Source organism: Pseudomonas sp. RW409 (assembly GCF_003184125.1).
Classification (GTDB): domain Bacteria; phylum Pseudomonadota; class Gammaproteobacteria; order Pseudomonadales; family Pseudomonadaceae; genus Aquipseudomonas; species Aquipseudomonas chlororaphis_I.
Map to the genome: position 1 here is coordinate 556,574 of NZ_QHHP01000004.1, position 12,094 is coordinate 568,667.

Sequence of the window (12,094 nt, forward strand, 5' to 3'; positions counted from 1 at the left end):
TGAGTCATTTCCTTGAAGGCGATCGGTGTGAGGTCGCAGCAGCCCAGGCCTGCCGGGCGGCCAGCAGCAGCCCCAGCAGGATAAAACCGCCAGGTGCGAGTGTAAGCAGGTGCAGGCCGCCCTGGGCGGACAGAACCCAGCCTGGCCAGTCGACGTCGTTCATCCCCAGCAGCCATTGCAGATGATTGCCGAGGGTGCCACTGCCGAAGGCTTCGCGCAGCGCGCCCAGGATAACCAGCAGCAGGCAGAACAGGCCGGCAAAACGCACGCGCACGGGGCGCTGGAAAAAATCCTGGTACTCCAGCACGACGCATTGCACGGCAATCAGGCCCAGGTAAAGGGCCAACTGTTGTTGCAGTTCGAATGCCCAGGCCTGCGCGGCCAGCATGGCACAACTGGTGAGGGTGGTGCTGAGCAGGATACTGGCGCCCAGGCCGCCCTGACCAGCCAGGCGTGGGCGCAGGGCATTCATGCACAGGCCGAACACGCCGCTCACGCAGAGAAACACCAGGGCCAGGCCCAGGGCCTTGACCAGGGAGTCGCTGGCACCGATCAGCGGCGCCAGCATCAGGGCGTTCTGCAGGGTCGAGGATTTATTCATGGGCGGGACTTCCCAGCAGTTGTTCGCGATGCTCGTCGAAGTAACGCAGGCTATCGTGAATCCCCTCGACCACCGCCCGTGAGGTGATGGTGGCTCCGGCCATCTGGTCGAATTGGCCATTGTCCTTTTTCAGCGCCCAGCCGGCATCGCCCGGATCGCCCACGGATTTGCCGATAAAACCCTGCAGCCAGGCATTCGGGCGTTCGGCGATACGCGCGCCCAGCCCGGGCGTTTCCGAGTGCCTGAGGGCCTTGCTGCCCAGCAGTTTGCCGTTGGCGGCGATACCGATCAGCAACTCGATCGGGCCGCCATAACCGCTGACCTGGCTGCGCAGCAGCACGGCGCTGGGCTGGCTGTTGCGAGTGGCGCGATAACCGCCGATCAGGGTGCTGTGGCTGAGTGGGATGTTATCGACGGCCAGGGGCTGATCCAGCGGCTGATTGTCGTAGCTGTCGGCGGGCAGGATATCCAGCAGGTTGCGTGCCTGGATGGCGCGTTGTTCGCGTTCGATGCGGGGGGCGGTGGCCTGATGGACGAAGAAAGTGCCGGCGGCACCGACAGCCGCCAGCAATGCCAGCACCCCCAGACTCATCGCGCGGTTCATGGCAGGGAAGGCTCGGGAGGCGGAGCAGCCAGGCGCTCCAGGGCAGGGACGGCGAGGTTCATCAGCAGTACCGCGAAGGCAACGCCGTCCGGGTAACCGCCCCAGGTCCGGATCAGGTAGGTCAGCAGCCCGACCCCGACCCCGAACAACAGGCGTGCCTTTGCGCTCTTGGGCCCGGAGACTGGCTCGGTGACGATGAAAAAGGCGCCCAGCATGGTCGCGCCGGTCAGCAGGTGGAAGAACGGCGAGCCGTGGGAGTCCGATCCGGAGCCGTTCCAGCACAGCAGGCTGATGACGAACAGGCTGCCGAGCATGCCGGCCGGTGCGTGCCAGCTGAACACCCGTTGCTGCAGTAAAAAGGCGCCACCGGCGAGAAAGGCCAGGTTGACCCATTCCACGCCCTTGCCGCCGAAATGGCCGAAGGCGGCGTTGCCGGCGAACAGTTCGTCGATGGTCAGGCTCTTGTTGATGCGCAGGCTGTCGAGTGCCGTGGCCTGGGCCCAGGCATCGGGTGCGCTGCTGTCGGAGGCTATGCCGAAGACCTGCTGCAGGCCGCCCAGCAGGTCCAGGCCATGGGAGGCCGGCCAATGAGTCATCTGCTGCGGGAAAGAGACGAGTACCAGGGCATAACCGAGCATCGCCGGGTTGAACGGATTCTTGCCGACGCCGCCATACAGGTGCTTGCCGAACAGCAGGGCGCAGGCCGTCGCACTGACCGTCAGCCACCACGGGCAGTACGGCGGCAAGGCCAGGGCCAGCAGGGTGGCACTGACCAGGGCGCTACCGTCGCCAAGAAAGGGGCGCAACGGCCACTGGCGCAATCGGAGTACCGCGGCTTCGACGGCAAGGGCGGTGGCACAGGCCAGCAGCAGGTTGATCAGAATTCCCCAGCCAAACAGCCAGAACAGCGCCAGCAGCCCCGGCAGGGTCGCCACCAGCACACGCTTCATGGCTTGTTGCAGGCGTTCGTCCGGTTGCTCAAGGGGCGTCATGGGCTTGTACCTGGCGCTCGGCTTCGGCCAGCCGCTCGCGGGCCTTGGCCAATAGTGGCGGCGGGGTGTCGCCGTGGCGTTCCAGTTTGCTGACTTCTGCTCGAGCGTAAGCCAGTTCGGTTTTCAGTTGCCGCAGGCGGGCGTCGATCGGGCGCTTCTCGACCCGTACCAGATTGGGGGCCGGTTTTCCGCTGGCTTCTTCGGCCGCGTGCAAGGCCTGTTCTGCGTCTTTCAGTGCCTGCTCCAGGCTGGCCAGCTGTTCGGCAGGCGCCTGGTTGTCCTGGGCCTTTTTCAGTTCGGCGCGGCGCATCGCCAGCTGGATTTTTGCGCGCTTGAGTTCGGCGTCTTTGGCGGGGGGCGACGACGCTACGGTTTCAACAGTGCTTTCGGCAGCGCTTTCGAGTTGGGCGAGGGCTTGCTCGGCGGCCTCGAACTGGCGCTGCAGGACGATCAGTTGCGACTGTTGCTCGAAGGTCGGCGGATGGCCGAAGGCTTTCAGCGATTTGTTCAGCTGGGCCCGGCTCATCGCCAGATCGATCTTGGCTTTTTTCACTGCGGCATCGGCGGCCGCCGCCTTTTGCGCGCGTACCCGCTCGATAGCCGCCTGCACCGGGTTGAGGGTGGTTTCGCTGGGCTGCGCGGCACGTTGCGCGCGGGCGGCACGTTCGGCCTGCTTGTGCTGTTCTTCGCGTTGCAGCCGGGCATTGCGGCGCTCGAAGCGCTGGCGCGCGTGATCGCGTTTGGCGGTCCGGGCGCGCAGTTCTTCGAGGCTGGTGGCCAGGCCACCGACGATCGGCAATACATCATTCAGCGGCAGCGGGTGCATCTCGATGCAGTCCACCGGGCACGGTGCCACACAGAGATCGCAGCCGGTGCATTCGTCGATCAGCACCGTGTGCATCTGCTTGGCCGCGCCGACTATGGCATCCACCGGGCAGGCCTGGATGCACTTGGTGCAGCCGATGCATTCGGCTTCGCGGATAAAGGCCACCTGGGCCGGCGCCGGGCCGCGGCTGATGTCCAGTTCCACGACCGGGACATTCAGCAACCTGGCCAGGCCGGCGATGGTTTCGTCGCCACCGGGCGGGCACTTGTTGATCGCCTCGCCGTTGGCGATGCCTTCGGCGTAGGGCTTGCATCCGGGATGGCCGCACTTGCCGCATTGGGTCTGCGGCAGCAGGGCGTCGATGCGTTGAATCAGACTCATGGGTTGAGCAGTCCGTTGAAACCGAGAAATGCCACGGCCATCAGGCCGGCGCTGATCAGGTCGATCGGCAGACCGCGAAAGGGCAGGGGCACATCGTTGTTGAGAATGCGCTGGCGCAGGTCGCTGAACAGGCTCAGCACCAGCCAGAAACCGAGGCCCGCGCCCAGGCCCAGGGCGAGGCTATGACCGATTCCCCGATTGGCCTGGACCGCCAGCAGCAACGCGCCGAGCACGCCGGCATTGCCCAGCAGCAGCGGCCAGAGGCCGTCGAACGGCAGCCCGGGCAGCATCCGGGTCAGCAGCTTGAGCAGCGGGGCGATCAGCAGCACGCCTAGCGGCAGGAACACGAACAGTTGCAGCGCGGTCAGGCCCAGCGGCACCAGCAGCACCTGATAGAGCCCATAGCCCAGCAGGCTGCAGAGCAGCATCAGGCAACTGGTGGCGATCCCCAGGGCATGGATCCGCCGCCGTGCCACCTGCGGCTCGGCACTGGCCTGCAATAGCGGATCGACGCCCAGCGGCCACTGCAACACGAAGTTGTTGATCAGGGCAGCGCTGATGAGCGTGAGGACAATCTCGGTCATGTTCGTGGCCGGTGAGGGCGGGCGGATACCTGAAGACTAGGCAATTATCCGGCAAGGGCGCAGGCCCATCCAGATATGAAAATCCCCCCGCCACGCAGCGGCGCGACGGGGGGATCGATCCCGCGGGCGGATTTACTTGATCCGCTGACCCGGCTTGGCGCCGCTGTCCGGGCTCAGCAGGTAGATCTCTTCGCCGCCAGGGCCGGCCGCCATCACCATGCCTTCGGAAATGCCGAATTTCATTTTCCGTGGCTTGAGGTTGGCGATCATCATGGTCAGGCGCCCGTCGAGCTTGGACGGATCCGGGTAGGCGCTCTTGATGCCGGAGAACACATTGCGTTGCTCGTCACCGATATCCAGGGTCAGGCGCAGCAGCTTGTCGGCGCCTTCCACGTGCTCGGCCTTGACGATCAGGGCCACGCGCAGGTCGACGGCGGCGAAAGTGTCGAAGTCGATTTCCGGCGACAGCGGATCCTTGGCCAGCTCGCCGTTGCCCGCAGGCTTGGTTTCACCGGTATCGGTCTGGCTGGCGGTCAGGTCTTCTTTCGAGGCGTCGGTCATGGCTTGTACTTTCACTGGGTCGATCCGCGTCATCAGCGGCTTGAATTCGTTCAACTGATGGTTGCTCAGCAGGCTCTGGTGGTCGTTCCAGGTCAGCGGGGCGACGTTGAGGAACGCCTCGGCGTCGGCGGCCAGCAGCGGCAGCACCGGCTTGAGGAAGATCACCAGCTGGCGGAACAGATTGACGCCGGTGGCACAGATGGCCTGGACCTCGTCCTGCTTGCCTTCCTGCTTGTTCAACGACCATGGCGCCTTGTCGGCGATCCAGGCGTTGGCGCGGTCGGCCAGGGCCATGGTTTCACGCATGGCGCGGGCGAAGTCGCGGGCCTCGTAGGCGTCGGCGATGCTTGGCGCGGCTGCGAGGAAGGCGTCGGTCAGCTCCGGCGCGGCGTTCTGGTCCACCAGCACACCGGCGTTGCCTTTGTGGATGAAGCCGGCGCAACGGCTGGCGATGTTCACCACCTTGCCCACCAGGTCGGAGTTGACCTTCTGCACGAAGTCTTCGAGGTTCAGGTCCAGGTCGTCGACGCCACGGCCCAGCTTGGCCGCGTAGTAGTAGCGCAGGTATTCCGGCGACAGGTGGTCGAGGTAGGTCCGAGCCTTGATGAAGGTGCCGCGGGACTTGGACATCTTCTGGCCGTTGACGGTCAGGTAGCCGTGCACGTTGATGCCGGTCGGCTTGCGGTAGCCGGCACCTTCGAGCATGGCTGGCCAGAACAGCGCGTGGAAGTTGACGATGTCCTTGCCGATGAAGTGGTACAGCTCGGCCGTCGAGTCCTTGCCCCAGAACGCGTCGAAGTCCAGCTCCGGCGTGCGGTTGCACAGGTTCTTGAAGCTGGCCATGTAGCCGATCGGCGCGTCCAGCCAGACGTAGAAGTACTTGCCCGGCTCGTCCGGGATCTCGAAGCCGAAATACGGCGCGTCGCGGGAGATGTCCCACTGCTGTAGGCCGACATCCAGCCATTCGGCGATCTTGTTCGCCACGGCGTCCTGCAGGGTGCCGCTGCGGGTCCACTCCTGCAGCATCTGCTGGAAGTCCGGCAGCTTGAAGAAGAAGTGCTGGGAATCCTTGAGCACCGGGGTGGCGCCGGAAATCGCCGACTTCGGATCCTTCAGGTCGGTCGGCGCGTAGGTGGCGCCGCATTTTTCGCAGTTGTCGCCGTACTGGTCCTCGGTGCCGCATTTCGGGCAGGTGCCCTTGATGAAGCGGTCGGCCAGGAACATTTGTTTTTCCGGGTCGAAATACTGAGTGATCGAGCGCGTGGCGATGTGCCCGGCGTCGCGCAGCTTCAGGTAGATCTGGCTCGACAACTCACGGTTTTCTTCGGCGTGGGTCGAGTGGAAGTTGTCGAAGTCCACCAGGAAGTCGGCAAAGTCGGCGCTGTGTTCAGCCTGGACGTTGGCGATCAGTTGTTCCGGGGTGATGCCTTCCTTTTCCGCGCGCAGCATGATGGCCGAGCCGTGAGCGTCGTCGGCGCAGACATAGATACATTGGTTGCCGCGGTGCTTCTGGAAGCGCACCCACATATCGGTCTGGATATATTCCAGCATATGGCCGAGGTGGATCGAACCATTGGCATAGGGCAGGGCGCTGGTGACGAGGATCTTGCGTGGCTCGGACATGGGGCTCGGCTACTTGATGAAACGGAGGTCGGCCACTATAAAGCGCCGAGAAATATATTTCACCCCGTGAGCCCGGTTTTCCACGGCCGTCCTAGCCATCAGCGGACGTGCTATATGATGCTTTGGCATCCCGCCCGCGCCACGGAACAGGTAGGATAGCCGCCTGATTTTCCCGTCTTGTTATCGGAGTTGCCCATGAGCGCCGTCAATCGCGCAGCGGTGGAAGCCGTTCTTCGCCAATACACCGACCCCTACCTGAACCAGGACCCGGTCAGCGCCGGTTGTGTCCGTTCCATCGACATCCAGGGCGACGAGGTGCGTGTCGAACTGGAGATTGGTTATGCCGCCGGTCTGTTCAAGAGCGGCTGGGCCCAGTTGCTGAAGCTGGCCATCGAGAACATGGACGGCGTGGTCGTCGCTCGCGTCAATGTCACCAGCGTGATTGCCGCGCACAAGGCCCAGGCGCAGGTTCCGGGCCTGGCCAACGTCAAGAACGTGGTGGCGGTGGCGTCCGGCAAGGGCGGCGTGGGCAAGTCCACCACCGCGGCCAACCTGGCTCTGGCGTTGGCCCGCGAAGGCGCCAAGGTAGGGATCCTCGATGCCGACATCTATGGCCCGAGCCAGGGCATCATGTTCGGCATCGCCGAGGGTACCCGGCCGCAGGTCAAGGACCAGAAGTGGTTCGTGCCGATCAAGTCCCACGGGGTCGAGGTCATGTCCATGGCCTTCCTGACCGATGACAACACGCCGATGGTCTGGCGCGGGCCGATGGTCTCCGGCGCCCTGCTGCAACTGGTGACCCAGACCGCCTGGGGCGACCTGGACTACCTGGTGATCGACATGCCGCCGGGCACCGGCGATATCCAGCTGACCCTGGCACAGAAAGTCCCGGTGGCCGGCGCGGTCATTGTTACTACCCCGCAGGACCTGGCGCTGCTGGACGCGCGCAAGGGCGTGGAGATGTTCCGCAAGGTCAACATCCCGGTGCTGGGCGTGGTGGAAAACATGGCGGTGCACATCTGCTCCAACTGCGGCCACGCCGAGCACCTGTTTGGCGAAGGCGGTGGCGAGAAGCTGGCGACCCAGTACGGCGTCGAACTGCTGGCCTCGCTCCCGCTGTCGATGCTGATTCGCGAGCAGGCCGATGGTGGCAAGCCGACCGTGATCGCCGAGCCGGAAAGCCAGATCGCCATGGTCTACCAGGAACTGGCCCGCCATGTCGGCGCGCGTATCGTGCTGCAGGAAGCCGCGGCGCCGGCAATGCCGAACATTACCGTCAGCGATGACTGAGCCGGTTGGGCCAACAAAAAAGCCCGGTGCAGTGCACCGGGCTTTTTTATGGGTGTTTCATAGGCGGGGTTCAGACCCGCAGGCCGCCGTCCAGCTCGAGGATCCGACCGGTGTAGTAGTCGTTCTCGAAGATATAGGCCGCCGAGTGAGCGATTTCTTCCGGCTTGCCCATGCGCTTGAGCGGGATGCCGGAGGTCATTTTCTCCAGGGCTTCGGGTTTCATGCCCAGGGTCATTTCGGTTTCGATGAAGCCCGGTGCGATGCCGGCCACGCGAATGCCGTAGCGCGCCAGCTCCTTGGCCCAGGTCACGGTCGCCGCGGCGACCCCGGCCTTGGCGGCGGAGTAGTTGGTCTGGCCGATATTGCCGGCACGGGAGATCGAGGAAATATTGATGATCGCGCCGCTGGTTTTCAGCTCGATCATCTTCGCCGCGACTTCGCGGGTGCAGAGGAACACGCCGGTAAGGTTGACGTCGATCACCGACTGCCACTGGGCCAGGCTCATCTTGGTCATCTCGCCGTCCTTGACCTTGAGCAGCAGGCCGTCGCGCAGGATGCCGGCGTTATTGATCAGGCCGTGAATGGCGCCGAAGTCTGCGGCGACCTGGGCGACCATGTGTTCCACCTGCTCTTCATTGGCGACGTTGCACAGGTAGGCGCGGGCCTCGACTCCCGCGGCCTGGCAGGCGGCAACGGCTTGGTCGAGCTTTTCCTGGTTCAGGTCGACCAGCGCCAGCCTGGCGCCTTTGCTGGCGAAATACTCCGCCATGGAGCGGCCCAGACCCTGGCAACCGCCGGTGATAATGATTACTTTGTCATTGAGTTGCATTCGCATGCTCCGAAAGCAGAACTGGAGTGGTGTCCTTTAAGGCGCCTCTCTTGTGCGTCGGGCATGGCCTGCTGCAGATTGAGAATTGCCCCGATGGCGTCGCTGGAACTTTGCTCCAGACGCCCGTCCGTTTTAGACGGATTCTATATAAGGAGTCATAAATTGAGCGTTGAAGCTGCAAAGCATGCACGAGAATTACTGCTCAAGGAATACCGTGGCGTGCTGTCGACGCACTCCAAGGCCATGCCGGGTTTTCCCTTTGGCTCGGTGGTTCCTTATTGCCTGGACGAGCAGGGGCGGCCACTGATCCTGATCAGCCGCATTGCCCAGCACACCCATAACCTGCAGAAGGATCCCAAGTGTTCGCTGCTGGTGGGCGAGCGCGACGCCGAGGACGTCCAGGCGGTGGGACGCCTGACTTATCTGGCCGAAGCCGAAAAGCTCGAGGACGCCGCGGCGATCGAGGCGGCCGCCGAACGCTACTACCGGTATTTCCCGGAGTCGCAGAACTATCACAAGGCCCACGATTTCGATTTCTGGCTGCTCAAGCCGGTGCGTCACCGCTACATCGGCGGCTTTGGCGCGATCCACTGGATCGACCAGGTAACGCTGGCCAACCCATTTGCCGGCAAGGCCGAGCTGAGCATGGTCGAACACATGAACAGCGATCACGCCAAGGCGATTGCCCATTACGTCGACCTGGCCGGGTTGCCGAAAACCGCTGCGGCACAACTGGCCGGCATCGATACCGAAGGCATGCACCTGCGGATCGGCCAGGGGTTGTACTGGCTGCCATTCCCCAACCCTTGTAATACGCCGACACAAGTGCGCGAGGCCTTGGTTTTTCTGGCTCACGCCGAGCAATGGCCGAAAAATGCCGGGGCCGAGGCTTGAATTCACGAATTGCCGACGTCATCTAGGGTCTACTGGAAGGCATTCTTCCGTAGAGGAAACCATTTGATGCGCCCTTTTCTGTTGCTCTTTCTGCTGTTCCCGGTGCTAGAGCTGTTCGTATTCGTCAAAGTCAGCGGTGCGATCGGGTTTTTCCCGGCGTTGCTGCTGATCATCCTGGGCTCGATGCTGGGTGTGCTGGTCCTGCGCGTCGCGGGGCTGGCCACGGCATTGCGTGCCCGTGAAAGCCTGAACCGCGGCGAGCTGCCGGCCCAGACCATGCTCGAAGGCCTGATGCTGGCCCTGGCGGGCGGCCTGTTGATCCTGCCTGGCTTCATCAGTGACGTATTCGGCCTGTTCATGCTGTTGCCGATCACCCGTCGCCTGCTGGCCAACAAGATGCGCCAGCGTGCCGAAGAACAGGCCATTCGTCAGCGTGCCTTTGCCGACAATATGCAGGCCGCCCGTGGCGGACCCGCGCCGCAGCGCCCTCTGGGCCGCGAGCCGAATGTGATCGAAGGCGAGTTCGAGCACCGCGATTCCTGAGTCTCTCAATGATCGACACGGCACCTTCGGGTGCCGTGTTCGTTTTGCCCGACTGAAAATCTAAAAAATTTCACTGGGCAGCCCTTGTAATAAGCATATGCGCCCACATGTATCGGTCACCGCAAGGTTTCTGGTGGCAACACCAGACAGACTTCCGCGTCTCGCTCGTCGAGCCGCAACCGGCCACGCCGGATTTGTTAACCCGCCGGTAACGACACCGGCCGCTGAAAACCATAATTAGGAGAGATCGACAATGAAGCTTCGTCCTCTGCATGACCGCGTCGTCATCCGTCGCAGCGAAGAAGAATCGAAAACCGCTGGCGGTATCGTTCTGCCAGGTTCGGCCGCTGAAAAACCTAACCGTGGCGAAATCGTCGCTGTAGGTACCGGTCGTATCCTCGACAACGGTGAAGTACGTGCGCTGGCCGTGAAAGTGGGTGACAAGGTTGTGTTCGGCCCTTACTCCGGCAGCAACACTGTGAAAGTAGACGGCGAAGACCTGCTGGTAATGGCTGAGAACGAAATTCTCGCCGTTATCGAAGGCTGATTACCCGCTCATTTTCCCGTTACTACAAAGTATTTAAGGAATATCGATCATGGCTGCTAAAGAAGTTAAATTCGGCGACTCCGCCCGCAAGAAAATGCTCACCGGCGTTAACGTCCTGGCTGACGCGGTAAAAGCGACCCTGGGCCCGAAAGGCCGTAACGTGATCATCGAGAAGAGCTTCGGCGCTCCGACCATCACCAAGGATGGCGTTTCCGTCGCCAAGGAAATCGAGCTGAAAGATCGCTTCGAAAACATGGGCGCGCAGCTGGTAAAAGACGTTGCTTCCCGTGCCAACGATGACGCCGGCGACGGTACCACCACCGCTACCGTACTGGCTCAGTCGATCGTCAACGAAGGCCTGAAAGCCGTCGCTGCCGGCATGAACCCGATGGACCTGAAGCGCGGCATCGACAAGGCGACCATCGCCATCGTCAAAGAGCTCAAAGGTCTGTCCAAGCCATGCGCCGATTCCAAGGCGATCGCTCAGGTCGGCACCATCTCCGCCAACTCCGACAACTCCATCGGCGACATCATTGCCGAAGCCATGGAAAAAGTCGGTAAAGAAGGCGTGATCACCGTTGAAGAAGGCTCGGGCCTGGAAAACGAACTGTCTGTCGTTGAAGGCATGCAGTTCGACCGTGGCTACCTGTCCCCTTACTTCATCAACAAGCCGGACACCATGGTCGCCGAGCTGGACGGCCCGCTGATCCTGCTGGTGGACAAGAAGATCTCCAACATCCGCGAAATGCTGCCAGTGCTGGAAGCCGTTGCCAAAGCCGGCCGCCCACTGCTGATCGTGGCTGAAGACGTTGAAGGCGAAGCCCTGGCGACTCTGGTTGTGAACAACATGCGTGGCATCGTCAAAGTCGCTGCCGTCAAGGCACCAGGCTTCGGCGACCGTCGCAAGGCCATGCTGCAGGACATCGCCGTCCTGACCGGCGGTACCGTTATCTCCGAAGAGATCGGCCTGAGCCTGGAAAGCACCACCCTGGAGCACCTGGGTAACGCCAAGCGCGTGATCCTGTCCAAAGAAAACACCACCATCATCGACGGTGCTGGCGTTGAAGCGGATATCCAGGCTCGTGTGACCCAGATCCGTCAACAAGTGGCCGACACTTCGTCCGACTACGACCGTGAAAAACTGCAAGAGCGTCTGGCCAAGCTGTCCGGCGGCGTTGCGGTGATCAAGGTTGGCGCCGGTTCCGAAGTTGAAATGAAAGAGAAGAAAGCCCGCGTTGAAGACGCCCTGCACGCTACCCGTGCAGCCGTTGAAGAAGGCGTGGTGCCTGGCGGTGGCGTAGCCCTGATCCGTGCTCTGCAATCGATCAGCGGCCTGAAAGGCGACAACGCTGACCAGGACGTGGGTATCGCTGTTCTGCGTCGCGCTGTCGAAGCGCCTCTGCGCCAGATCGTTGCCAACTCCGGCGACGAGCCAAGCGTAGTGGTCGACAAGGTCAAGCAGGGTTCGGGTAACTACGGTTACAACGCTGCTACCAGCGAATACGGCGACATGATCGAAATGGGCATCCTGGACCCAACCAAGGTGACCCGTTCGGCGCTGCAAGCGGCATCCTCCATCGGCGGTCTGATCCTGACCACCGAAGCGGCTGTTGCTGAAATCGCTGAAGACAAGCCTGCAGCTGGCGGCATGCCAGACATGGGCGGCATGGGTGGCATGGGCGGCATGATGTAAGCCAGCCTTACCCCGTACGAAAAAGCCCCGCCGGCGAAAGCCGGCGGGGCTTTTTTATGGGCGGGATATTTTGCTGCCGGTGCGCTTGTTATCGCGAGCAAGCTCGCTCCTACAAAGAGTGCATGG

General features: G+C 62.6%; 12 protein-coding genes. 5 read left to right on the plus strand and 7 right to left on the minus strand.

Annotated elements, in window-relative coordinates:
- Positions 1-4: 4 nt before the first annotated feature.
- The 6 genes from DK261_RS05160 to metG form a co-directional block, all read right to left on the minus strand.
- Entirely contained in the window at positions 5-601 is a 597-nt protein-coding gene (locus tag DK261_RS05160; protein ID WP_110175354.1) for an Rnf-Nqr domain containing protein, read from the minus strand.
- Entirely contained in the window at positions 594-1,205 is a 612-nt protein-coding gene (locus DK261_RS05165) for an RnfABCDGE type electron transport complex subunit G (RefSeq protein WP_009050548.1), read from the minus strand. The genes DK261_RS05160 and DK261_RS05165 overlap by 8 nt, the downstream gene beginning before the upstream one ends.
- The gene (locus DK261_RS05170) at positions 1,202-2,197 is read right to left on the minus strand and encodes an RnfABCDGE type electron transport complex subunit D (protein WP_028683275.1); all 996 of its coding nucleotides are present in this window, start codon (positions 2,195-2,197) and stop codon (positions 1,202-1,204) included. The genes DK261_RS05165 and DK261_RS05170 overlap by 4 nt, the downstream gene beginning before the upstream one ends.
- Positions 2,184-3,404 carry an electron transport complex subunit RsxB gene (rsxB, locus tag DK261_RS05175; RefSeq protein WP_028683274.1) on the minus strand — a complete coding sequence of 407 codons (1,221 nt, stop codon included), beginning with the start codon at positions 3,402-3,404 and terminating at the stop codon, positions 2,184-2,186. Before rsxB ends, DK261_RS05170 begins: the two co-directional genes overlap by 14 nt.
- Entirely contained in the window at positions 3,401-3,988 is a 588-nt protein-coding gene (locus tag DK261_RS05180; RefSeq protein ID WP_053269804.1) for an Rnf-Nqr domain containing protein, read from the minus strand. Before DK261_RS05180 ends, rsxB begins: the two co-directional genes overlap by 4 nt.
- Positions 3,989-4,120: 132 nt before the next feature.
- Positions 4,121-6,172 carry a methionine--tRNA ligase gene (metG, locus tag DK261_RS05185; RefSeq protein WP_009050544.1) on the minus strand — a complete coding sequence of 684 codons (2,052 nt, stop codon included), beginning with the start codon at positions 6,170-6,172 and terminating at the stop codon, positions 4,121-4,123.
- Between the two features lie 195 nt (positions 6,173-6,367).
- On the opposite strand from metG, the gene apbC reads away from it, so the two are divergent.
- On the plus strand, positions 6,368-7,462 hold the full coding sequence (gene apbC, locus DK261_RS05190; RefSeq protein WP_038634766.1) for an iron-sulfur cluster carrier protein ApbC: 1,095 nt from the start codon (positions 6,368-6,370) through the stop codon (positions 7,460-7,462).
- A gap of 70 nt (positions 7,463-7,532) precedes the next feature.
- Here apbC and DK261_RS05195 read toward each other — a convergent pair whose 3' ends face one another.
- Complete coding sequence (locus tag DK261_RS05195) at positions 7,533-8,291, minus strand: SDR family oxidoreductase (RefSeq protein ID WP_038576275.1); 759 nt, start codon at positions 8,289-8,291, stop codon at positions 7,533-7,535.
- A gap of 162 nt (positions 8,292-8,453) precedes the next feature.
- On the opposite strand from DK261_RS05195, the gene DK261_RS05200 reads away from it, so the two are divergent.
- From DK261_RS05200 to groL, 4 genes are all read left to right on the plus strand, one after another.
- Positions 8,454-9,185: a HugZ family protein gene (locus tag DK261_RS05200; protein ID WP_038576278.1), complete on the plus strand. Its 732-nt coding sequence runs from the start codon at positions 8,454-8,456 to the stop codon at positions 9,183-9,185.
- A gap of 66 nt (positions 9,186-9,251) precedes the next feature.
- Positions 9,252-9,728 (plus strand): FxsA family protein, encoded by a 477-nt coding sequence (locus tag DK261_RS05205; protein ID WP_110175355.1) that lies wholly within the window; start codon positions 9,252-9,254, stop codon positions 9,726-9,728.
- 253 nt (positions 9,729-9,981) lie between these two features.
- The gene (locus DK261_RS05215; protein WP_009050540.1) at positions 9,982-10,275 is read left to right on the plus strand and encodes a co-chaperone GroES; all 294 of its coding nucleotides are present in this window, start codon (positions 9,982-9,984) and stop codon (positions 10,273-10,275) included.
- Positions 10,276-10,324: 49 nt separating this feature from the next.
- Complete coding sequence (groL, locus tag DK261_RS05220) at positions 10,325-11,968, plus strand: chaperonin GroEL (RefSeq protein WP_009050539.1); 1,644 nt, start codon at positions 10,325-10,327, stop codon at positions 11,966-11,968.
- The last annotated feature ends 126 nt before the right edge of the window (positions 11,969-12,094 follow it).